Annotated in this window: 19 protein-coding genes; 12 read left to right on the top strand and 7 right to left on the bottom strand. The window is 72.5% G+C overall.

Annotated features, from left to right (window positions below):
- Window positions 1-245: 245 nt before the first annotated feature.
- Window positions 246-2075, bottom strand: a complete 1830-nt coding sequence (locus CPH93_RS04620; RefSeq protein WP_096212038.1) for an alpha-L-fucosidase — start codon at window positions 2073-2075, stop codon at window positions 246-248.
- Between the two features lie 332 nt (window positions 2076-2407).
- Here CPH93_RS04620 and CPH93_RS04615 point away from each other — a divergent pair, with 332 nt between their 5' ends.
- From CPH93_RS04615 to CPH93_RS04565, 10 genes are all read left to right on the top strand, one after another.
- Window positions 2408-3970 carry an AMP-binding protein gene (locus CPH93_RS04615; RefSeq protein ID WP_096212037.1) on the top strand — a complete coding sequence of 521 codons (1563 nt, stop codon included), beginning with the start codon at window positions 2408-2410 and terminating at the stop codon, window positions 3968-3970.
- Window positions 3971-4465: 495 nt separating this feature from the next.
- Window positions 4466-4675, top strand: a complete 210-nt coding sequence (locus CPH93_RS04610) for a hypothetical protein (protein ID WP_006601955.1) — start codon at window positions 4466-4468, stop codon at window positions 4673-4675.
- A gap of 34 nt (window positions 4676-4709) precedes the next feature.
- On the top strand, window positions 4710-6446 hold the full coding sequence (locus CPH93_RS04605) for a DUF6895 family protein (RefSeq protein WP_096212036.1): 1737 nt from the start codon (window positions 4710-4712) through the stop codon (window positions 6444-6446).
- Between the two features lie 250 nt (window positions 6447-6696).
- Window positions 6697-7041 carry a DUF1330 domain-containing protein gene (locus CPH93_RS04600; protein ID WP_093486863.1) on the top strand — a complete coding sequence of 115 codons (345 nt, stop codon included), beginning with the start codon at window positions 6697-6699 and terminating at the stop codon, window positions 7039-7041.
- Between the two features lie 179 nt (window positions 7042-7220).
- Window positions 7221-9305: a restriction endonuclease gene (locus CPH93_RS04595; protein WP_096212035.1), complete on the top strand. Its 2085-nt coding sequence runs from the start codon at window positions 7221-7223 to the stop codon at window positions 9303-9305.
- Between the two features lie 205 nt (window positions 9306-9510).
- Entirely contained in the window at window positions 9511-10191 is a 681-nt protein-coding gene (locus CPH93_RS04585; RefSeq protein ID WP_331716994.1) for a CapA family protein, read from the top strand.
- Between the two features lie 298 nt (window positions 10192-10489).
- The gene (locus tag CPH93_RS04580; protein ID WP_096212033.1) at window positions 10490-10681 is read left to right on the top strand and encodes a ferredoxin; all 192 of its coding nucleotides are present in this window, start codon (window positions 10490-10492) and stop codon (window positions 10679-10681) included.
- On the top strand, window positions 10678-12060 hold the full coding sequence (locus tag CPH93_RS04575) for an NAD(P)/FAD-dependent oxidoreductase (RefSeq protein WP_096212032.1): 1383 nt from the start codon (window positions 10678-10680) through the stop codon (window positions 12058-12060). The genes CPH93_RS04580 and CPH93_RS04575 overlap by 4 nt, the downstream gene beginning before the upstream one ends.
- A 20-nt stretch (window positions 12061-12080) precedes the next feature.
- On the top strand, window positions 12081-14549 hold the full coding sequence (uvrA, locus tag CPH93_RS04570; protein ID WP_096212031.1) for an excinuclease ABC subunit UvrA: 2469 nt from the start codon (window positions 12081-12083) through the stop codon (window positions 14547-14549).
- Window positions 14550-14632: 83 nt separating this feature from the next.
- Window positions 14633-14845 (top strand): EF-hand domain-containing protein, encoded by a 213-nt coding sequence (locus CPH93_RS04565; RefSeq protein ID WP_096212030.1) that lies wholly within the window; start codon window positions 14633-14635, stop codon window positions 14843-14845.
- Window positions 14846-14862: 17 nt separating this feature from the next.
- Here the strand turns inward: CPH93_RS04565 and CPH93_RS04560 are convergent, their stop codons facing one another.
- Window positions 14863-15786 carry a LysR family transcriptional regulator gene (locus CPH93_RS04560; protein WP_096212029.1) on the bottom strand — a complete coding sequence of 308 codons (924 nt, stop codon included), beginning with the start codon at window positions 15784-15786 and terminating at the stop codon, window positions 14863-14865.
- A gap of 99 nt (window positions 15787-15885) precedes the next feature.
- On the opposite strand from CPH93_RS04560, the gene CPH93_RS04555 reads away from it, so the two are divergent.
- Window positions 15886-16524 carry a LysE family transporter gene (locus CPH93_RS04555; protein ID WP_096212028.1) on the top strand — a complete coding sequence of 213 codons (639 nt, stop codon included), beginning with the start codon at window positions 15886-15888 and terminating at the stop codon, window positions 16522-16524.
- Here CPH93_RS04555 and CPH93_RS04550 read toward each other — a convergent pair.
- Window positions 16489-18873, bottom strand: a complete 2385-nt coding sequence (locus tag CPH93_RS04550) for a GH92 family glycosyl hydrolase (protein ID WP_096212027.1) — start codon at window positions 18871-18873, stop codon at window positions 16489-16491. The genes CPH93_RS04555 and CPH93_RS04550 overlap by 36 nt on opposite strands.
- A gap of 459 nt (window positions 18874-19332) precedes the next feature.
- On the opposite strand from CPH93_RS04550, the gene CPH93_RS04545 reads away from it, so the two are divergent.
- The gene (locus CPH93_RS04545; RefSeq protein WP_093486877.1) at window positions 19333-19809 is read left to right on the top strand and encodes a hypothetical protein; all 477 of its coding nucleotides are present in this window, start codon (window positions 19333-19335) and stop codon (window positions 19807-19809) included.
- Between the two features lie 75 nt (window positions 19810-19884).
- Here the strand turns inward: CPH93_RS04545 and CPH93_RS04540 are convergent, their stop codons facing one another.
- The 4 genes from CPH93_RS04540 to CPH93_RS04525 all read right to left on the bottom strand — a co-directional run bounded on the left by CPH93_RS04540 (window position 19885) and on the right by CPH93_RS04525 (window position 23042).
- Window positions 19885-21336, bottom strand: coding sequence for an amino acid permease (locus CPH93_RS04540; protein WP_093486879.1), 1452 nt, complete (start codon window positions 21334-21336; stop codon window positions 19885-19887).
- Between the two features lie 135 nt (window positions 21337-21471).
- Entirely contained in the window at window positions 21472-21687 is a 216-nt protein-coding gene (locus CPH93_RS04535; protein ID WP_093486881.1) for a dodecin, read from the bottom strand.
- A 110-nt stretch (window positions 21688-21797) separates the two neighbouring features.
- Window positions 21798-22259 (bottom strand): universal stress protein, encoded by a 462-nt coding sequence (locus tag CPH93_RS04530; protein WP_093486883.1) that lies wholly within the window; start codon window positions 22257-22259, stop codon window positions 21798-21800.
- Window positions 22260-22340: 81 nt separating this feature from the next.
- Window positions 22341-23042 carry a PAS domain-containing protein gene (locus CPH93_RS04525; RefSeq protein WP_093486885.1) on the bottom strand — a complete coding sequence of 234 codons (702 nt, stop codon included), beginning with the start codon at window positions 23040-23042 and terminating at the stop codon, window positions 22341-22343.
- Window positions 23043-23082: the final 40 nt, after the last annotated feature.

Below are 23082 nucleotides of genomic sequence, written 5' to 3'. Positions count from 1 at the left end.
TCCCTGCGCCGGCCCCGACCCCCGGGCGCGTTCGTTCGGGGGTCGGGGCCGGCGCCTCGGTCGCGACAGCGGCCGTCCTCGTGCCCGTCCACCGCCGCGACTGAGGCGCCGTCCCGTACCAGCGGGGCCCCTGCCGCCCGGCGGCCCTGACCCGAACGGCCCAACCGAGGGCGCAGGGGGCCCGCCCCCCGGCCGGCGCGTTCGTCGCCCGTCGTGATCGGCCCGTACGCCCCGGGCGGTCGCGGTCAGTCGGCGTACAGCTGACGCTGCGGCACGAGCTGCTGGGACTGGCTGGGGCTGGACCACAGCAGCTTCAGATAGGCCTCGCCGGCCTGTTCCGTGTGGTCGATCCGGATGCGGTGCCGGTGCCCGGCCTTCAGGGTGACCGTCCCCTTGTCGGCCTTCGGGCCGTGCGGGGTGACGTTGTCGATCACCAAGGTGCCGTCGATCCACAACCGCACCGTGTCGTCGGAGACGGTGGTGAAGGTGTAGGTCTCGTCGAAGCGCGGCTGGATGCTGCCGGTCCAGCGGGTGCTGAAGTGATCGGCGGGGATCTTCGGGTCCGGTGAGCCGTCGAAGCGGTAGGACTTGTTCACCGTCGGGTCGACGGTGGTCACCGCGGGCGGGCCGGTGAAGGAGTCGTTCGCCCAGCTCTGGGCCGTCAGTCCGGTGCCGGTGCCGGCGGGCGCGGCGGCCGGCGGCCGGATCGTGAGCCGGATGACGCTCGCCAGCGGATCGGGAGCGGCGCCGGACGGGGTGAGGTCGAAGCCGTCCCCGGCCGGGGTGACCCTCACCTGCTGCGCACTGCCCAGCACCCGGGCCGCGGTGATCGCGAACGGGCTCCTGGCGGCGAGGTGGAGAGCGGAGCCGGCGGCCGGCCAGGAGGTGACGGAAGCGTACAGCTCGTTGCCCCGGCGGGAGACCGCGCCCCAGGACGGGGCCGCCACCAGCCCGGTGTGCCCGGCGCCGTGGACCGCGGCGCCCTGACCGTGCGCGGCCAGCCACCGGCCGGCCGTGCGCAGCCGGTCGACGGCCGGCTGCGGGAGGCGCCCGAGCCGGTCCGGGCCCACGTTGAGCAGGTAGTTGCCGCCGCGGCTCGTCACCGCCAGCAGATTGCGCAGCACGGTGGCCGGGGACTTCCAATTGCTGTCGTACCTGGCGAAGCCCCAGTGGTCGTTGAGCGTCATACAGCTCTCCCACAGCTGCCCGTCGACCGGCTCCGCGGGGATCTCCTGCTCCGGCGTGCCGAAGTCACCGTCGACCAGCTCGCGTTTGCCGACGCGGTTGTTGACGATCAGACGAGGGTTCAGGGCGTGCAGATACGCCTGGAGATCCGCACCGTCCCGGCGTGACCAGTGGTTGGCGGGGTTGTCCGTGTCCCACTCGCCGTCGAACCACAGCAGCGCCGGATCGTAGTTGTCGATCAGCTCCTTGAGCTGGCCGTACATCCGCTTTTTGTAGCGTGGGAAGGTCTCGGGAGCGGCGAAGTCCGGGTCGTGCCAGTCCCAGATCGAGTAGTAGAAGCCCAGTCTGATCCCGGCGGCGTCGGCGGCCTTCTTCAGCTCGGCGAGGATGTCGCGGTGGGGGTCGAAGGCGGAGTGGTCCCGCAGATTCCAGGTGTTCTGCTTCGTCGGCCACATCGCATAGCCGTCGTGGTGCTTGGCCGTGATGACGATATAGCGCTGCCCGGCCTCCTTCGCGGCCCGGACGATCGCCTCGGCGTCGAAGGCGGACGGGTTGAAGGTGGCGGCCTGCCGCTCGTACGCCTCGTCGGGGATCCGGCACTCCCGCTTGATCCATTCCGCGTTGCGGCACACCGTGCCGTCGGGCCGGGTGTATTCGCCCTCCAGGTTCGAGTACGCGCCGAAGTGGAGGAACAGCCCGAAGCGGCCCTGCCGCCACCACGCGGTGCGTGGTGCGGTGAAGGGGTCGTCGGTCGCGTGGTTGGTGCCGGGTCCGGCGGCGGGCCGGGGCGGGGGCTGGGCCGCGGCCACGGTGCCGCCGGCGGTCAGCAGCAGGGCGCCCAGCACCCCCGCGATTCCCAGCAGCCGGAACGGTCTGGTGCGGCTGTGCATCGCTCGCTCCTCGGGTCAGTTGGTCACGTCGGTGCCTCCTGTGCCATCCCGCATGGTGCAGGCCCTGGCACCCGACCGGAAGACCCTGTACGCGACAAACATCGGAGCAACTTGATGGAAACGGGCGGGAGTTGGGGGAGTTGTTCGGGGAAGTGCCGTGAGACCTCGGACCTCAGGGGAGGGGCGGTATGAGTGGCCGGGACCAGGCGGGCCGGTGGCCGGAGAGCTGACCGGAAGTCGGCGTTTGGCCCGCCGGCCCGGCCTCAACACCCTGGCGGACACCGGCACGTGACGGTTCAATAAGCGGCCAGGTCGCACTCACTGGAGGCACCATGGAAGCCGTCGTCCCGTCCGCCGCCGGCACCCCGGCCATCCGCTGTGCCGGCCACGAACGCGACTATCCGGCCTTCCTCGACCGTGCGGCGCGGATCGCCACCGGCCTGCGGGAAGCGGGCGTGGAGCCCGGCGACCGGATCGCCGTCGTGATGCGCAACGAGCCCGCCCACCTGGAGATCACCGCCGCTGCCGCCCTGCTCGGCGCCTCGGCGGTGCCCGTGAACTGGCACTTCCGGCAGCACGAACTGAGCCATGTGCTCACCGACAGCGGCAGCAAGGTCGTCTTCGCGCACACCGACCTGCTGGCCGGGGTGCGAGCGGTGCTCCCGGAGGGCGTACGGATCGTCGAGGCCGCCGTACCTGCCGGCGTCGCGGCCGCCTGCGGGATCGACGTGCCCGCCCCCACCGGGGACCATCCGCTGCTCGACCCCTGGCTGGCCGGCCACCCCCCGCTCGACCGGACTGCCGGGGAGCACCCGCCCACCGTCATCTACAGCTCCGGAACCACCGGACGCCCCAAGGGAGTGCTGCGCGAACCGGTCGCCCAGGACCGGCTCGACGAAGCGGTGCAGCGGTTCCTGGAGTACTTCGCCGTCGCGCCCGGCGGCCGCACGCTCATCCCCGCCCCGCTCTACCACGCCTCGCCCAGCCAGCATGCCGTCCTCGCCCTCGCGGCCGGACTGGACATCACCCTGATGCCGCGGTTCGACGCCGAGGAGTTCCTGCGGCTGATCGCCCGCCACCGCATCGAGCAGGTGCAGGTGGTCCCCACGATGTTCGTCCGGCTGCTGCGACTGCCCAAGGACGTGCGCGAGCGCTACGACCTGTCGTCGCTCACCTCGGTCGTGCACGCCGCGGCGCCCTGCCCGCCACATGTAAAACACGCCATGATCGACTGGCTGGGACCCATCCTTCGGGAGTACTACGGCGGCAGCGAGACCGGCGCCGTGACATGGTGCGACAGCGCGGAGTGGCTGTCCCATCCCGGCACCGTCGGACGCGCCACCGGCACCTGCGCCGTCGCGGTCCTCGGCCCCGACGGACAGCCGCTGCCGGCCGGCGCCACCGGCGACATCTATCTCAAACCGGGCGACGACTGGCCCCGGTTCACCTACCTCGGCGACCCGGACCGGCGCGCCGCCATGGAAGCGCCGGGCCTGCCCGGGTACGTCACCATCGGCGACATCGGCCAACTCGACGCGGACGGCTATCTCTACCTCAGCGACCGCCGCCACGACATGGTCATCTCCGGCGGCGTCAACATCTACCCCGCCGAGATCGAGGGCTGTCTGCTGGCCCTCGACGGGGTCTGTGACGCGGCGGTCTTCGGCATCCCCGACGAGGAGTTCGGCGAAACCCTCGCCGCCCATCTGCAGACCGAACCCGGCGTGGTGCTCAGCGCCGAGGAGGTACGCACCCATGTCGCCGCGCGGCTCGCCGGGTACAAGGTGCCCCGGGCCGTGGTCTTCGAGGAGCGGCTGCCGCGCGACGAGTCGGGAAAACTCTTCAAACGGCAACTGCGGGATCCGTATTGGGCGGGCCACGACGGCGCGATCTGACCGCTGTGAGCCGCCCGGCGGGGCCCGGTCTCAGCAGGACGGACCGTCGAGGGCCGGTATCAACTGCTCCTCCTCGTAGGTCAGATGGTTCTCCACTCACCGGTGTGGTGATGGTGCAGTTACGCGGCGCAGCGCAGGCCGGCGAAGTGCGTACCCCGTAAGCCGCGCAAGATTAATGCCACGAAGGTGCCTGGGCAGCACCGGGCGGGGTGGGGGGTCCGGTCCGGCCTCACCTTGAACTCATCGGCCAGGCACGGGTGATGGGGCTCCGGCGCGTCAACCGCGACGACGGGCCTGCGGGGTCAAGTGGAGCCCCTCGCTCCCGAACTCCCTCGCGATTACTCGCCCGTTGGGGTGGTTTGGCGCGGGCCGTTGCGGCTCCGAACAGGCCCGATGGATCCGTCCGCGCTTCCGTTTCGGACTCATACGGTGACGGCGCAGTCATTCACCGTGATACTCGCGATATCTGTCCGAACCACCCAAAAGGAGCAAGCCATGTCCTGCCCTCCCCCCGTCGACGCCCGTAAGGCCCTCGATTTCCTGAGGACCAGCGGACTCGTCGACCTCAGCGTCCCGCTGGAGCGCGTCGTCGATCAGGTCAGCCAACTCGATGACGTGGCCGGCTATGTGCTCGCCTGGGAGCGCTACGTCCTGGTGGTCGCCAACCAGGTCGCGGAGTGCGACGACGGCACCGCGGGCAACTGAGGCATTGACAGCACCGATCGCCGGGAGGCATTCGATGGACACGACGCAGCCCGGTGACGGATCGGCACAGAGGCGCGCGGTGGAGTCACGGGCAGTCGCCTGGCTCGCTGCGCGCCGCGATCTGATCGACCCCGCCCAGGCGGCCCCGGACCGGGTGCTGTTCGCCCGTAAGGCCCTCCTCGAAACCGCGTTCCTCGTGGGGCTCCGGGCGCGTCTCGACCCGGCACCGCTGGAGGACGACTATGCGGCCCTCCTCGACACGATCGAGGACATCGCGGCCCGGCCCTCCTACCGCGAGCTGATCGCCCGGGACGAGGCCGCCCTCCTGCTGTACGCGGGCACCTATGCGGCACTGAGGCTCTGCGGGCGGGAGGACCCGGAGTTCCGGAGCATCATCCAGCAGGCCGCGGCGGGCGGCTATGCGGCGGTCTTCGAGCGGATCCCCTACCGGCAGCTCGATCTGCTGCACACCCTGGAGCTGTGCGGCATCCCGCACACCCTGCCGTCCATGGCCGACGTTCTGCCGTTCACCCTGCTCCACAACAGCCCGAATGCCCTCAAGCTCGCCGACCGCGACATCTACGCCCTCACCCACACGATCTTCTACGCCACGGACTTCGGTCTGCGGCGGCCACACGGGCCGCGGAGCTTCGATCCGGGCGCGGCGGTGGAGCTGCTGGAGGCGCTCCTCGTCCTCACCCGGAGCCAGGGCAATGCCGACCTGGTGGGGGAGCTCCTGTGCTGTCTGCTGTGTCTGGGGGTGCGGGACTCCGAAGAGGCCGGCAGGGCATGGGAGTTCCTGCTTTGGGTGCAGGAGGACGAGGGGCGGGTGAACGGCCCGGAGGGCGTGGTCCACCCCGGGCTCACCGACGGCGACGGCGACGACGACTACCGGCACTGGGCCACCGGCTATCACACCACCATCGTCGCCGCCTTGGCCGCGCTCCTGGACCGCAGCCCCAAGGTGCTGCGGACGGCGCGGCCCGCCGCTCCGGAGTGCCGCCAGGAGGTGCGGCAACCACTGCGGCTGGCGGTGGAGTGGCTGGCCGGTACGGTCCGGCGCCATGACCCCGCCAAGTGGCTGCCGGCCGCCGCAGCCGCCGCCCATGCGGCGGAGGCCCTGGGTGAGCCCGAGCTCACCCGGCCGCTGCTGCTCGACTTCTCCGAGCGGCTCGCGGACGCGGACGACGCCGTGTGGCAGGCGCACGGGATGGAGGTCGTCGGCGCATTCGTATCCGGGCTGCGGGCGCACGGCATCACCTGCGTCTCGCTCGACGGATTCCTGAAGTCCACCGCGGCCGCCGTCGAACTCCTGGACACCGTCCCGCCCCAGGCGGTGCCCAGTGTCCAGCGCCTCGCCGGGCTCGGGCTGCTGTCCCCTCGGCGGGCCGCCGCGCTGGCCGGCGGCGACGCGGTGCCGCTCGCACCTCCGGAGCCGGCCGTAGGGGACCTGCCCGAGGCCTGGAAGAACTATCACCTGGGGCAGGTCGCCGGCATCGTCCGTGACCTGGCCCGCAGCGGAGCGGCGGCGCATCGCCTCACCCGTGACGCCGTCGGGTTCCTCCTCGCCCAGCAGAGCCCGTGCGGCGCCTTCGGCCGCCCGGCCTGCGACGACCCGGAGGACAGGGAGCGGGCGATGCTGTCGTGGACGCAGAGCACCGTCACCGCCCTGGCCGCCGTGCACACCGCCCGGGGCGCGGCCACGAGGCCCGGTGGCGCGTCCGCGTCGTTCGGAGCCGGGTCGCCGGGAGCCGGGTCGCTGGTGCGGTAACCGGGCCGGTGGGAACCGCCCGGACCGCGGCCGCCACCCCGGGGCGCATCGCTGCCGGGTGCGCCCGGCTCCATTCCGCGAGGGGCGTCGGGCCGTGCCCTGTACGGGAGTTACCGGGGCGGGTGGCCGCGAATGACCCCGGAGAAAATCGGCCCGTGCGGCCGCGAATGACCCCGAAGGCCCTCGACCCGTGGGCGGTCCATGGAACCGTGGACCTCGACGCACCACCCGCTCACGGGAAAGGCCGAACATGACCGCATACGCCATCGCCCACCTGCGCCCCACCGACCCGCATCCGGAGATCGTCGCGTACATCGAGAAGATCCAGGCGACGCTGGATCCCTTCGGTGGCCGCTTCCTCGTCCACGGCGCCGAGGTGGAGGTCGAGGAAGGCAGCTGGCCCGGAACCGTCGTCGTGCTCGCCTTCCCGGACATGGCGCGGGCCCGCGGCTGGTACGAATCGCCCGCCTATCAGGAGATCCTGCCGTTGCGCACCCGGCACATCGAGGGCGATGTGGTGCTGGTGCCGGGAGTGCCGGACGGCTACGACCCGGCCCGGACGGCGGCGAAACTGCGGGACGCGGCGGCCACATGACGCCGCGTGCGCGCCGGCCGCGGCGGCGGCCGGCGCGCGCCGTGCACCGTGCGCCGAATCTTGTCCACAAGCCGTGACCGGCTTCTTGCTCCCCCGCTAAAGTCGTATGAACAGCGCAGGTGAAGCCGCTTCCGCAGAGATCCGGGGGCAGCGGCCCCGGGGGGAGGACGAAGACCAGTATGAGCCGCCGTTCCCATGGATTAATGGCTGTCTGGGCCGAGGCGCAGCGTCAGCAGCAGCGCCAGCAGGAAGCCCAGCGCCGCGCGCGGGCTCAGCAGCAGCGCGACCAGGAGCGGCAGGCACGGGACGCCGAACGCGCCATGGCGCGGATGCACCGCGAGCGGCAGGCGGCCTACCGGCAGCAGCGTGAGGCCGACGCCCGCCGCCGCACCGAGGAACTGGAGAGCCGGGTCGCCGCGCTCTCCGGCCTGCTCTCCGACGGCTGCCGCGCCCCCGCCTTCACCGCCGCCGCGCTGCTGCGCCCCGAGCGCGTCGAGGAGTTCGCGCCGGGCGCCCTCGCCAGCCCGGTGCCGATGCCCGACCCGGCCCGCTATCGGACACCCACCGGCGGCTGGCAGCTCGGTTCCCGCCGCGACCGCGCCCAGGAAGAGGCCCGCGCCCGCTACGAACAGGACTGGTACGCCGCACAGGCCGCGGAGAGCCGTCGGCAGGCCCAACTCACCGCCTATCGCCGGCAGTACGACCAGTGGGCCGCCGGGGCGCTGCAGGAAATCCGGGCGCACAACTCCGGCATCGAGGAACTCCTCTCCGGCCTGCGCGGCGGCGATGCGGATGCGGCCGTCGAGTACTTCTCGGCCGCGCTGTACTCCTCCACGGCCTGGCCGGAGGGCTTTCCCCGGCAGGTCGCCGCGGCCTACGACCCGACCGCCCGCCAGCTCGTCCTGGACTGGGAACTCCCGGGCTACGACATCGTTCCGCAGACCAGATCCGTCCGGTACATGCCCACCGCCGACCAGGAGAAGGAGACCGCCCGGCCGGCCGCGCAGTGCCGGGCGCTCTACCGCGATGTGCTGGCCCAGAGCGTGCTGCTGGTGCTGCGCGACCTCTTCGCCGCCGACACCTACGGGACGCTGGACTCGGTGGCGCTCAACGGCTTCGTGGACGACGTGGACCCGGCGACCGGCCGCCCGGCCCAGCTGTATCTGGCCACCGTCATGGCGCCCCGCAGCGCCTTCGACCTGCTCCACCTCGAACAGGTCAGTGCGGTGGAGTGCCTGACCGAGGGGCTGCGCGGCCAGCTCTCCGCCCGCCCGGACCAGCGGACCGCGGTGCGCCCCGGACGGCTGCCCAGCGATGTCGGCGGCGGCGAAGCCGTCGTCACGCACGGCACCGACGGCGAGCCCGATCTCTACGAGATGGACCCGATCGCCTTCGAGAATCTGATCGCCGAGCTGTTCCGGGCCATGGGCATGCAGGCCGTGACCACCCAGCGGTCCGGCGACGGCGGCGTCGATGTGGATGCGCTGGATCCCGACCCGGTCCGCGGCGGCAAGATCGTGGTGCAGGTCAAGCGCTACCGCCACACCGTTCCGCCCACCGCCGTCCGCGATCTCTACGGCACCGTCCAGTCCGAGGGCGCCAACAAAGGCGTGCTGGTGACGACCTCCCGGTTCGGTCCCGGCGCCCACACCTTCGCCAACGGCAAACCGCTCGGCCTCATCGCCGGCCCCGAACTCGTCGATCTCCTCGGGCGGTACGGGCTGCGCGGCCGGCTGGGCGCGGCCGCCCCGGCCGGCCCCGACTCCGCCGAGGAACCACCGGACCACAACATCCTCGGCATGAACTGGTCCGGCGAGGTCGCCCTCGATGTCTGTGCCCTGGTGTGCAAGGGGAACAGCGTCCTCAGCGACGACCATTTCGTCTTCTACAACAACCCGCGCAATCCCGATGGTTCGGTGCGGATGCTGCCCGGCTTCGTCCCCGACCGGGCCGCGATGCAGGTGCGGTTCGAGGCGCTGCCGGCGGACGCCGACCGGCTGGTCCTGGTCGCCGCGATCGACCCCCAGGTCAACCCCGACGCCGATCTCTCCGGTTTCACCGATGCCCGGATCCGGCTGCTGGACGCCTCGGGGGAGGAGCTGGGGCAACTGGAGGTCTCGGACGGGCGGCCCGGGGAGACCGCCCTGATACTCGGCTCGTTCCGGCAACGGGCAGGAGGCGACTGGGACTTCGTGATCGGCGGCAAGGGATTCACCGGAGGTCTGGAGGCGCTGGTGCAGGAGTACGGCATCGAGGTCGCCTGAGGGCCGGGGCGGGCGCGGCGCCGCTCACCGGTACGCGGCGGGCGTCTGACCGCCTCGGCGGGGTACTCCCCGCAGCCCGCAGCCCGCAGCCCGCAGCCCGCAGCCCGCAGCCCGCAGCCCGCAGCCCGCAGCCCGCAGCCCGCAGCCCGCAGCCCGCAGCCCGCAGCCCGCAGCCCGCAGCCCGCAGCCCGCCGGAGCCTCCGCGCTGGACACCGTCGGGCTGCGGCACGCCGGCTCGGCGCGCGACGCGGCCGAGCGCGGCAGCCCGGCGCTGCTGCGGGCCCCCGGCGGCGCACGGGTGGCCCAGCTCGCGTACACCGACGGTACCGGGGGCGCCCGCCGCCCGGCGTCCGCGCCTTGGGCGGTCGATCCGCTCGACGCGAGACGGGTCATCGACGATGCCCGGACGGCCCGCCGGGCCGGCGCCGGCGTCGTGGTCGTCAGCCCGTACTGGGGCGCGGCACACCGAACGGCCCCCGACGGCCGGCAGCTCGCGCTGGCCCGTGCGCTCACCGCCTCGACGACCCATGGGCGGCCCGACATCGACCTGATCGTCGGCACCCGGGCGCACACCCCGCAGCCGTACGAGAAGGTCCACGGCACCTGGGCCGTCTACGGGCTCGGTGACCAGATCACCGGCGCCACGAAGAGGCCGCGCGGCACCTGGGGCAGCATCGCCCGCTTCCGGTTCGCCCCGCCGCGCCGGGCCGGCGGGCGCTGGCGGGTCGTCAGGGCCGAGTACCTCCCCCAGCTTGCCGAGCAGGCGGCGCGGGTGCGGGTGCGTAATCTCGCCCGGACCGGTGGCCACGGCCGGGCCCGCAAGAAGATCGCCAAGGCGGTGCTGAGCCGCGGCGCGGCGGCCGACGGGCTGAGGGGTGGGCGATGACCGGGCTGTAAGTCGCAAGGGGTGCAGGGGCTGCAAGGGGGATGGGCCGTAGGGGGAGGCCGAACAGATCCCGTAGGGGGTACCGGCGCCCCTTCGGGGCCTCAACGCGGCAGGCGCAGGCGGTATTCCCGGCCGGCCCCCTCGATCACGGCGTCGGCGCCGGAATGGGCGGGAAATGATCTGGCGCCGGATGAGTGGAAAATGACCTGGTGACACCGGCCCCGCCGCCGGGTGATCGTGGTGGTGGACCGGTCCGCCCGGCCCTGCACACTCCGACAGCCCCATGGAGCCTTCCGTCATGAAAATCACCCTTGCTGCCGACCCGGGCCGCGCCGACGTCCGGCGCGTGCCGATCGCCCCCGCGGCCTTCGACCGGCGCGACGAGGACGGGGTGGTAGTGCCGCCCGCCGCCGCACCGCCCGCCCAGCGGCCGGACGCAGTCCGCGCCGACCCCCGCCCCCCGGCCCCCGTCACCGAGGTCCGCGCATGACCGCCCGGCCGATCGCCGTCGTCGGCGCCTCGGCGGCCGGGCTCGCCGCGGCCGAGGCGCTGCGGCGCTTCGGCTGGCGCGGACCGCTCACCCTCATCGGCGACGAACCCCACCTCCCGTACGACCGGCCGCCGTTGTCCAAGCAGCTGCTGCACGGCGCCTGGGAGCCGGAGAAGCTGCTGCTGCGCACCAAGGACCAGCTCGACCCGCTCGACCTGGACCTACGGCTCGGCACCCGCGCCACCGGCCTCGACGTGGCCACCCGCACCCTCACCCTCGACGGCGGGGAACGGCTCGCCTGCGCCGGCGTGATCATCGCGACCGGTGTCGCGGCCCGCTCGCTGCCCGGTGCCGAGGGCATCGCCGGTGTGCACACCCTGCGCACCCTGGACGACGCGCTGACCCTGCGCGGCCTGCTGGCCGGCGACGGGCGGCGCCTGGTGATCGTCGGAAACGGCGTACTGGGCTGCGAAGCGGCCGCGGTGGCACGGGAGTTGGGGCACGAGGTCACCCTCGTGGGCATCGAGGAGATACCGATGGCCGCGGCCGTCGGCGCGGAGGTCGGTGCGCTGCTCGCCGAGGAGCACCGCGCCCGCGGCGTCCAGCTGCGCACCGGGGCGGTGGACGGGTTCGAGACGGCCCCCGCGAACCCGTCGGGAACGGGCGGCGGGCAGGTCACCGCCGTCCGCCTGGCCAATGGGGGCACCCCCGCCAGTGAGGGCAAAGCCAGTGGGGGTCCGCCCGGCAGTGGGGGCGTAGCCGCCGGGGGAGGGGGAGGCAGCCGACTGCCCGCCGACCTCGTGCTGCTGGCGATCGGCTCCCGGCCCGCCGTCGAGTGGCTGGCCGACCCGGCGCTGGACACCACCGACGGGCTGCGCTGCGACGCGTACTGCGCCGCAGCGCCCGGCATCTACGCGGCGGGTGACGTGGCGCGCTGGGACCATCCGCAGCACGGTCGTCCGCTGCGCTTCGAGCACCGGATGAACGCCACCGAACAGGGCATGGCCGCCGCCCGCAACCTCCTGGCCGAACTCGCCACCGAGGCCCCCGCCGCCGCGGACGGGGACGCCACCCCGGCGCAGGAACGCCGCCCCTTCGCCCCCGTGCCGTATTTCTGGTCCGACCAGTACGACCTCAAGATCCAGGCGTACGGACTCACCGCGGGCGCCGACCGCATCGAGACCACCGTCCTGGACCGGGCGCAGCGACGGGCCGTCGCGCTCTACGGCCGGGACGGCAGCGCGGTCGGCGTGCTCGCCGCCGGGCTCCCGCCCCGCCGGCTGCGCGCGCTGCGTGCGGTCGTCGCCACCCCGCTCGCCTGGGACGAGGCCCGCGAGCAGATCCGCGCCGCCCTCGCGTCCGGCCCGGACACGCCCTGACGGTGCCCGATCATGGGGGGATGACCGACTCGTACGTACGGGTGCGCGGCGCCCGTGAGCACAACCTCCGCAGCGTCGATGTGGACATCCCGAGGGACGCGCTGGTCGCGTTCACCGGGGTGTCCGGATCGGGCAAGTCCTCCCTCGCGTTCGGCACCCTCTACGCCGAGGCGCAGCGCCGCTACTTCGAGTCGGTGGCCCCCTACGCCCGGCGGCTGATCCACCAGGTCGGGGCGCCCAAGGTCGAGGACATCACCGGACTGCCGCCCGCCGTCGCGCTGGAACAGCGGCGCTCCGCGCCCACCTCCCGCTCCTCGGTCGGCACCGTCACCACCCTGTCCAACACCCTGCGCATACTCTTCTCCCGCGCTGGCGACTACCCGCAGGGCGCGGAGCGGCTGGACTCCGACGCCTTCTCGCCCAACACCGCGGCCGGCGCCTGCCCGGAGTGCCACGGTCTGGGCACCGTCCACCGCGTCACCGAGGAGTCCCTGGTCCCCGACCCGTCGCTCTCCGTCCGCGAGGGCGCCATCGCTGCCTGGCCGGGCGCCTGGCAGGGCAAGAACCTCCGCGACATCCTCGCCGCGCTCGGGTACGACATCGACCGGCCCTGGCGGGAGCTGCCGCAGGCCGACCGCGACTGGATCCTGTTCACCGACGAGCAGCCCGTCGTCACCGTGCACCCGGTCCGCGACGTCGGCCGGATCCAGCGCCCCTACAAGGGCCAGTACATGAGCGCCCGACGCTATGTGCTGCACACCTTCGCCGACTCCAAGAGCGAGACGCTGCGCGGGCGCGTCCAGGGGTTCATGGTCGCCGAGCCCTGCCCGGTGTGCCACGGACGGCGGCTGCGCCCCGAGTCCCTGGCCGTCACCTTCGAGGGGCACGACATCGCCACCCTCGCCGGGCAGCCGCTGAGCGCGCTGGCCGAACTGCTGCGGCCCACCGCCGGGCGGGCGGACGACGAGGTGGCCCCGACCCTGGCCCGCGACCTGGTGGCCCGGATCGAGGTGCTCACCGAACTCGGGCTGGGCTACCTCAGCATGGACCGGCCCGCGCCCACCCTGTCCGCCGGTGAACTCCAGCGGCTGCGGCTGGCCACCCAGCTGCGCTCCGGCCTCTTCGGCGTCGTCTACGTCCTGGACGAACCGTCCGCCGGGCTGCACCCCGCCGATACGGAGTCGCTGCTCACGGTGCTGGGCCGGCTCAAGGAAGCGGGCAACTCGCTGTTCGTCGTCGAGCACGACATGGCGGTGGTGCGCCACGCCGACTGGATCGTGGACGTCGGCCCGCGCGCCGGGGAACACGGCGGACAGGTGCTGCACAGCGGCCCCGTCGCCGGGCTCGCCCAGGCCACGGCTTCCGCCACCCGCCGGTTCCTCTTCGCCACCGAACCGCCCCCCGCGCGCACGGTGCGCCGGCCCTCGGGCGCGCTCGCGCTGCGCGGCATCACCCTGCACAACCTGCGCGGTCTGGACGCCACCTTCCCGCTCGGTGTCTTCACCGCCGTCACCGGCGTCTCCGGTTCGGGCAAGTCCACGCTGGTCACCCGCGTCCTCGCGGACGCCGTACGCGACCACCTCGGCACCGGCGACGACCGGCAGACCTCGGCCGGCGGGGACGACACCGAGGCCACCGGCGCCGGCCCGATGGCCCGCGCGGAACTCACCGGCGCCGAGGGGCTGGAGGCGATCGACCGGCTGGTGCGCGTCGACCAGAAGCCGATCGGCCGGACGCCGCGCTCCAACCTCGCCACCTACACCGGGCTGTTCGACGCGGTCCGCAAGGTCTTCGCCGCCACCGACGAGGCCCGCGCCCGCGGTTACACCGCCGGACGGTTCTCCTTCAACGTCGCCGCCGGCCGCTGCGAAACCTGCCAGGGCGAGGGCTTCGTCGCCGTCGAACTGCTCTTCCTGCCCGGCACCTACGCGCCCTGCACCACCTGCCACGGCGCCCGCTACCAGCCCGAGACGCTCCAGATCACCTACCGCGACCGCACCATCGCCGACGTCCTGGAGATGACCGTGGACGACGCGGCCGGCTTCCTGGCCGACGTCCCCGCGGCCGCCCGCAGCCTGCGCACCCTCCAGGACGTGGGCCTGGGCTACCTGCGGCTCGGCCAGCCCGCCACCGAACTGTCCGGCGGCGAGGCCCAGCGCATCAAGCTCGCCTCCGAACTCCAGCGGACCCGCCGCGGCCACACCCTCTACCTGCTCGACGAGCCCACCACCGGACTGCACCCCGCCGACACCGAGGTGCTGCTGCGCCAGCTGCACGGCCTGGTCGACGCCGGGCACACCGTCGTGGTCGTCGAGCACGACATGGGGGTGGTCGTCGGCGCCGACCACGTCATCGACCTCGGTCCCGGCGGCGGCGCGGAGGGTGGCCGGATCGTGGCCACCGGAACGCCCGCCGAGGTGGCGGCGGCGCCGGGCAGCCGTACCGCGCCCTATCTGGCCCGGCAGAGGGCGCGGCCGGACGCCTCTTGACGGTCCGCTAATGTACGCAGGTCAGATCACCAGGCAACAGCACCGCGCAGCACTGCGCAGCATCACGAAGGGGGCACCCTCTCATGGCAGACATCGAGCAGGCCCGGGCGGCGTTCGACCGGTTCGACGCGGACGGCGACGGCCAGGTCACACCGGACGAGTTCAAGCACGCGATGGCCGAGATGGGCGACCCGTACGTCACCGGCCCGATGGCCGAGGCCGTCATCAAGGCCAAGGACACCGACCACGACGGCACGATGTCCTTCGACGAGTTCTGGCAGGCCCTGCAGGGCTGACGCCCGCCCGCCTGCGCTCACACCCCCTGCACCTCCCGGTCGCCCGCGGCCGCGCACAGCGCCGCCATCGCGCGGGCGATCGGGGGCTGTTCCTCCGTTCCGCGCCGGACGGCCGCCACGAACCGCCTGACGGGGAGCGGCTCCCCGCGCAGCGGCACCCGCACAACCGGGCACTGCTCCGGCACGGGTGCCAGCCGCGGCACCAGAGCGATCCCGAAGCCGTGCGCGACCAGGGCCGCGACCGCGTACCAGTCCACCGCATGGTGGCGCACCCGGGGCGTGAAGCCCGCCCTGGCGCAGGCGGTCAGCAGCAGCTGATGCTGATCGGCCGGATCACCGGCGCGGATCCAGCTCTCCCCGCCCGCTTCTGCCAGCGCCACCCCCTGCGGCGCACACCGGGCGAACCGGTGCCCGGCCGGCACCAGCAGGTCCTGCGGCTCCGCCAGGACCGGCCGTTGGACGAAGCGCGCATCGTCGTGCGGGGGCCCGTCCGGCGCCGGAATGACCACGGCGAGGTCCGCCCGGCCGGACAGCAGCAGCTCGAAGCGGTTCTCGTCCGGGTCCTCACCGATCTCCACCGCCAGCCGCGGCAGCTCCTCGCGCAGCCGCGCGACCGCCGGCGCGATCACCGCCGTGATCGCCGTCGCCACCCCCGTGATCCGCAACCGCCCCGCCACCCCGTCCGCGTACTCCGCGAGATCCGCGCGGGCCTCCTCCCAGCGCAGGAACAGCGCATCGGCGTGCTCGACCAGCGCCAACGCCGCCGGAGTCAGGCGCACGTTGCGGCCCGCCGGCTCCAGGAGTCCGAGCCCGAGCCGGGCCGACAGCTGACGCAGCTGCTGGGAGACCGTCGACGGGGTCAGATGCAGGGCCTCGGCGGTCGCGGTGACGGTGCCCAGTTCGTGCAGGACACGCAGGGTCTGCAGCCGGGGATCGATCATGCGCGGAGCATAGGCGGTCCATCGTGCGGCGCTGTCACACGGTGTCGTACGGAAATTTCCGATGGACCCGCACGGTGGTCCCGCCCGACGCTGAACGGCATGACCGAGATACTGACCGACGCCGTTCTGCCGGGGCTCTGGGCGGGTTATGCCCTGGCCGTTCCCGTCGGCGCGCTGGCCGTGCTGCTGGTGAGCCTGACCGCCCGGACGTCGTTTCGGACCGGCGCCGCGGCGGCGCTCGGGGTGGCGAGTGCCGACGGGCTCTACGCGCTGGCCGCGGTGGCCGGCGGCGCCGCTCTCTCCCGCGCCGTCGCCCCGGTCGCGGGTCCGCTGCGCTCGCTCGGCGCCGCCCTCCTGCTCGGCATGGCGGTACGGACCGCCGTGCGGGCACTGCGGCAGCGCGGCACGCCGGACGGCCCGGAGCGGGACGTCCTGGGACGCCCCGCCCGGGCCTACGCCGCCTTCCTGGGGCTGACGTTGATCAACCCGTGGACGGTGGTCTACTTCTCCGCGCTGGTGCTCGCGGGCGGCGCGGGCGCCCTGCACACCGGCCTCGCCGGACCGGCCGCCTTCGTGGCGGCCGTGCTCACCGCCTCCGCGAGCTGGCAGCTGTTCCTGGCCGCCGGCGGAGCCGTGCTCGGCAGGGCGCTGACCGGCCCACGGGGACGGCTCGTTACCGCGCTGGTCTCGGCCGTGGTGATCTCAGCGCTGGCGACCGTGCTGCTGCTGGGCGGCTGAGACGCCCACGGGCGGGGGCGCGGCATGCTCGCCGGTGCCCCAGCCCGACGGCTTCGGCCCCACGGTGAAGGCCAGTTCACGGCCCGAGCGCAGCTCATCGGTGGTGAGGTACGTCCGGTCGCGGTCGGCGCCGTCCAGACTGACCGACTGTACGTAGCGGTTGGCGGAGGACGTACCGGGAGCCGCGACGGTGAAGTGTCCGGACGGGTAGTAGCGCCGGTCCAGCGTCAGGTCCACCCGGTCGAAGACCGGGGTGCTCAGCCCCCAGCTGTCGGTGCCGGGCTGCACCGGGAAGATCCCCATCGAGGAGAGCACCATCCACGACGACATCGTCCCCAGGTCGTCGTTCCCGGTCATCCCGGTGGGGGCGTCGGTGAACAGGGTCAGCGCCGCATGCACCACATCCGTCGTCTTCCAGGGGCGGCCGGTGGCGAGATAGGTGTACGGCGCGATCAGATCGGGCTCGTTCTGCGGGTTGTACTTGTCCGCGTTGTAGTAGTCGTACGGGCCGTTGACCCACACCTCGCGCGCCGTCTTCTCCGGGTCCGCCAGCAGATTCGGGTAGGCGAAGAACGAGTCGAGGCGCGCATCGGCCTTGTCCTTGCCGCCGATGAGTTCCACCATCCCGGGCAGGTCCTGCGGCACCAGCCACTGGTACTGCCAGGCCGTGCCCTCGTGGAAGCCCTCGCTCTTGGCCGGGTCGGCGGGGCCGGTGAAGGCGCCCTGCCCGTCGCGGGCCCGGAAGAAGCCGGTCGAACTGTCGAAGAGGTTGCGGTAGTTCCAGGCGCGGGCCGCATAGCGGTCGGCGTCCCCGCCGTGGCCCAGATCGCGCGCCATCTGGGCCAGCATGGCGTCCGACAGGGCGTATTCGAGGGTCGCCGAGGCGCCCTGGGCGAAGTCGGAGTCGCCGGCCTTGGGATGCGGGGAGTGGCCCTTGAGGTACGGCACGAAGCCGTTCTTCAGATACTGCGCATTGGCCTCCCGACCGACGGCCGGGGAGTCGGCCGGCGGCACCCCGTCGGCGTTCTTCTTCAGCGCCGCGTACGCCTCCTCCTCATGACCCTGCAACAGGCCCTGCTGGTAGGCGTTGGTGAGGAACGGCGTGACCGGATCGCCGGTCATGATGTTGGTTTCGACCGTGCCGTAGCCCCACTTGGGCAGCCAGCCGCCCTCCTTGTCGATCCGCAGCATCGACAACGCCATATCGCGGGACTCACCCGGCGCCAGCAGCGCCAGCAGCTGTGCCTGGGTGCGATAGGTGTCCCACAGCGACCAGTTCTGGTAGTACGTGAAGCCGTCGGCCCGGTGGATGTGCTGGTCCCACCCGGTGTAGCGGCCGTCCACGTCACTGCCGATGTTCGGCGCGAGGAAGGACCGGTACAGCGAGGAGTAGAAGGTGCGACGCAGTGCCGTGCCGCCGCCCCGCGCCTGCACCAGCGCCAGCCGCTGCTCCCAGGCGGAGTCGGCCGCGGCCTTCGTCCGGTCGAAGGAACGGCCGCCCTCGGTACGCAGATTGCGGGCCGCGCCCGCCGCGTCCACATAGCTGATCGCGGTGGTCGCCTCGACGGTCCGGTCGGTGCGGGTGTCGAAGCGGGCGTAGGCCCCGTGCCGGCCGGTGGCGGTGGACCCCGTGGAGCCGGCCGTCACCTTGTCGCCTTCCCAGGTCCCGTACGACGCGAAGGGCCGGTCGAAGCGGGTGAGGGTGTAGACGGTGTACGGCTTGCTGTCCTGGCAGAAGCCGCGGCCGGTGATCGCGGTGCGGATGGTGCGGGAGTCGAGCACCTCGACCCGTGTGGAGACCGTCTTGTGCAGTGACTGCCCCGTATTGAGCAGCACATTGGCCTTGTCCGTGGCCGGGAAGGTGTAGCGCTGCTTGCCGGTGTGTGCGGTGGCGGTCAGTTCGGCGGTGATCCCGCCGTAGGACGTCAGGCCGACGCGGTAGTAGCCGGGGCGGGCCGACTCGTCGTCATGTCCGTAGGCGGCCGCGTACTTCGCATTGTCGGTCTCGGTGAGGTCGCCCGTGGTGGGCAGCACCGGCAGATCACCGCCGATCCCGCAGCCGACACCGGAGAGGTGCACCGCGCTGAAGCCGCGGATGTGGTCGTCGTCGTAGCTGTAGCCGGCGTAGTGGCCGGTGTCGGGGGAGAGTTGCACCATGCCGAACGGGACGGCGGCACCCGGGTAGGTGTTGCCGTCGTTCCGGGTGCCGATGAACGGGTTGACCAGGTCGGTGAGCGGGCCGGTGGCCGGCTCGGCCTGCGCGGCGGGTGCCGTGAGCGCACCCCCGAGGAGCGCGGCCGCCAGCACCGCGCCCGCGGTACGCAGCCGGGTACGACTGAGCCATGGCATGGATGGGGACCTCCGGGTCGGGTTGTCGCCGCACAGCCGCCGGGCACACGGGAAGGTCCGCACCCGGAGTTCGACAACGTTGTCAGAGCGCGCTCATTCTTGGTGCCGGTCAGGTGCGCGTCAAGAGGGCGGGTGCGAGTAACTCCGGTGTACCCAGAACCCGGACGGGCTGCCGGTACGGCCCTGGCGGCGACGCGGCGCGACGGGCGAGAAGCGGTACGCCGGCCGCGAGGCGCAGGCCACGCAGCCGAAAATCATGCGGTGCTTGCCTTGCTCTCTTCAGGGGTGCGTGCCTCAATGGGCAGCGATATACGGGTTGCTGACCTATCGTCAGATCATGGCGGTGTGGTCGGCACGGGGTCCGGCCGAGGCCCCCGCGTGGCTGCCTGCCGTTCCCTCGCGTACCCCTCGACGGCCGGTGCCATGGACCCGCACCCCCCTCATGAAGGCGGTACCCCCATGAGACACCTCAGACCCGGCAGACTCGGCTTCGGTACGGCGCTCGGCGTCGCGCTCGCCACGGCGGGCACGCTCGCCATGGCGCCCGCCGCCACCGCGGTGACACCCGGCACCGCGACCCTCACGTTCGACTGCGGCTGGTACGGCTCCGGTACGGCGACGCTGACCGCGACCCAGAACGGCACGGCCGCGACCATCAGCCTGGCCACCAAGGCGATCAGCTCACCGATAAACATCGGCGCGAACTCGGTCACCTCCACCCTCACGCTCACCAAGAACGGCTCGGGGACCACGCAGTTCAAGGGCAGTTCCAACCCGGCGATCCCGGCCGGCAGCGAGGTCTCCACCGGCCCCCTCACCGGCACGGTCGCCCCCGGGGACAGCCTGGAGGCCACCTCCCTGAAGGTCGTGGTGCTGGGCATCACGGCCACCTGCAAGGCCACCTCCCGGCAGTCGCCGGGGCCGTTCGTCTTCTGACCGCAGGCGGGGACCGGCGGCTGGTGTCCGCCGGTCCCCGTCGTGTGCCGGCGCCTAGGCCAGCGGCCGTGGCGCTTACGGTGTCCCGCCTTCGTCCGCCCCGGAGGCGTTCTGCCCCTCGGCCCGCGCCAGGTTCGAACGGCGGTAGGAGTACGAGAAGTAGATGACCATGCCGACCAGGAACCACACCACGAAGCGGACCCAGGTCTGCCACGCCAGGAACGTGATCAGCCAGATCGAGAAGCACACCCCGATCGCCGGCACCACCGGCATCCCGGGGGTACGGAACGTCCGGGGCAGTTCGGGGTGCTTGTAGCGGAGCACGATGACCGCGATGCAGACCACCACGAACGCGAGCAGGATGCCGATGTTCGTCAGCTCGGCGGCCTCCCCGATCGGCAGGAAGCCCGCGATGGCCGCGGAGGCGAAGCCGACGATCCAGGTCACCCGGGTCGGCACATGGTGCTTGGGGCTGGTCTTGGCGAACCACTTCGGCAGCAGCCCGTCCCGGCTCATCGAGAACCACACCCGGGTCACCCCGAGCATGAAGGTGAACATGACGGTCAGAATGCCGATGATCGCGCCGACCGCGATGACGTCCGCCAGGCTGCTCAGGCCCACCGACTTGAAGGCCGAGGAGAACCCGCTTTCCGGGTCGATGTGCTTGTAGTTCTGCATCCCCGTCAGGACCAGGCAGGCCAGGACGTACAGCACCATCGAGATGGCCAGCGAGTACATGATCGCCTTCGGCATGTGGCGCTGGGCGTCCTTGGACTCCTCGGCCGCCGTGCTCATCGCGTCATAGCCGAAGACCGCGAAGAAGACGGTGGCCGCGCCGGTGAAGGCGCCGGTCACCCCGAACGGGAAGAACGGGGTGTAGTTCGCGGTGTTGATGTGGAAGAAGCCGACCGCGATCACCACGATGACGACCAGGACCTTCAGGCCCACCACGACCGTCTCGAAGCGCGCGGCGTTCTTGATGCCCAGGGTCAGCAGATAGGCGATCAGCAGACACAGTACCGCCGCGAAGAGGTCCACCCGGTGCCCCGGACCGGTGCCCGGCGCCCCCAGCATCCAGGAGGGCAGATTGAGGCCCAGCTCGCCGAGGAGAAAGCCGAAATAGCCGGAGATGCCGATCGCGACCACCGCCACGATCGCGGTGTACTCCAGCAGCAGGTCCCAGCCGATGAACCAGCCCGCCACCTCGCCGAGGACCGCATAGCCATAGGTGTAGGCCGAGCCCGCCTTCGGGATCAGCCCGGCGAACTCGGCGTAGGAGAAGGCCGCCGCGGCGCTCGCGACGCCGGCGATCAGGAAGGAGATCACCACGGCGGGGCCGGCCTTGCCGTTCGCGACGGTGCCGGCCAGGGTGAAGATGCCCGCGCCGATGATGCCGCCGACCCCGATGGCCGTCAGCTGCCACAGGCCGAGCGCCCGGGTGAGCTGCTGACTCGCGCTGCCTTCCGCCTCTTCAATGTGTTCAATCGGTTTACGGCGCAGTACGCCCTGTCCCGCGCGCAGCCCCATGCCTCATCCCTCCGTCGCTCCGTTGTGGTCCGACGGCGGCTCATCATGGACCCTCGGGGGCGTCTTAGGAAGGCGACTCCACCGGATAGGGCGTAGTCCTGCGGGACTCGCCGGGAGTCGTACACGGGAGGAGTGTTATTCGGGCTCCTCCAGGCGGAAGCCGACCTTCAGACCGACCTGGTAGTGATCGATCGCGCCGTCGACGATATGCCCGCGGACCTGGGTGATCTCGAACCAGTCGAGGTTGCGCAGGGTCTCCGAGGCGCGCTTGATGCCATTTTTGACCGCGGCGTCCATGCTCTGCTGGGACGTTCCGACGATCTCGGTCACGCGATACGTGCGGTCGGTCACGGTGGTCTCCCTCGCCGGGGCGGCGCTCCGCCCGTCCACTGTCCACCGTGCCTCAGGGTGCCCGGGCCCACCAGCGGAGCGGGGGCCGGTCGGGACGTTGCGGACCTGTCCTAGGGGACGACGGTGACCGGCCAGCGCCCGGCCTTGACCAGGCGTACCGCGACCGAGCCCATGATGCGGTGCCCGGCCGACTCCGAGGCGCCGACGACCACCGCGTCGGCCGTGAGCTCGTCGGCCATCTGCACCATCCCGTTGTACGGGTCGCCACGCAGCGTGTGGAACTCCCAGCGCAGGTGGTACAGCCCCGCCAGCCGCTCGGTCGCCCGGCGGATCTCGGTCATCAGCTCCTCGGCCACCTCGTCCGTGGCATCGGCGACCGGCGCCCCCATCGCCGCTCCGGCGGGCAGCACCGGCTGGACGTAGACCAGGGCGAGCTTCGAGGACTGACGCCGGGCCAGTCCCGCCGCATAGGCCGCGGCGCGCCACGACGAGTCGGAGCCGTCGATGCCCACGACGATGACCTTCGGGCCGTCCGTTCCGCGCTCGAACTGCGCGGCTGTGTTCTCGTCCACACGACGGAGGTTATCCGTACAGGTGTGCTGCCCGGTCGGCGGGCAGGGGGGCAGGCCCCGCGGTCCGCCCCGGCCGGCCGGTCAGGCGGGTGCCGGCGGCCAGCTGTCCGGCGACAGCACGCCCAGCACGTACGCCCTGGCGACCAGCGCGTTACGGCCCTGGACCCGCCAGCGGCGGGCCAGCCGGGTGAGGTGGTAGTTCACCCCGTCGACGGTCAGCCCCAGCGCCGTCCCGATCGACGCCGTGGTCGCGCCGCCCGCGGCCAGCGCCAGGATCTGCGTCTCCACCGGGCTGGCCGAGCCGCGCGGCGCGGGCGGCGGGGCGGTCTCGCGCACCCGCAGCAGCGCCAGCAGCGCGGGCGGGTGCACCGAGGGATCGCCGACCGGATCGATCGTCAGCTCCCCTTCCCTCTCGGTGCCCTCCGGGCCGACGGGCCAGCGCACCTCGACCGGATAGCGTGACCGGCGCCCCAGCCGCAGGGCCTCGGTGAGCCGGTCGAGCTGTGCCTTCGCCCGGGGCTCGAAGAGGTCCAGCAGATTGCGGCCGCGCAGCTGTCCCGGGGCCGCGCCCCACTCGGTGGCCATGGCCGGATTGGCGATCAGCACCTCACCGTCGGCCTTGCACACCGCGATCGGCGTGGGGATGCGGTCCAGCAGGATCAGGAAGTAGTTGCGCCAGGGGCCGCCCGCGTAAGGACCGGCCGGATCGGGATAGCCGTGCGCACAGAGCGGATTGCCGGTGTCCCCGGCGTCCGGCGTCCCGTCGGCGGTCTCGTTGTCCATTGCCTCTCTTTCCGGTCCGTGCGCAAGAGCGAGTGGCGGA

It is taken from the genome of Streptomyces sp. 2323.1, from assembly GCF_900221035.1.
Classification (GTDB): domain Bacteria; phylum Actinomycetota; class Actinomycetes; order Streptomycetales; family Streptomycetaceae; genus Streptomyces; species Streptomyces sioyaensis.
Note: the sequence above shows the minus strand (reverse complement) of the source record. Positions and strands in the feature narration are given on the sequence as shown.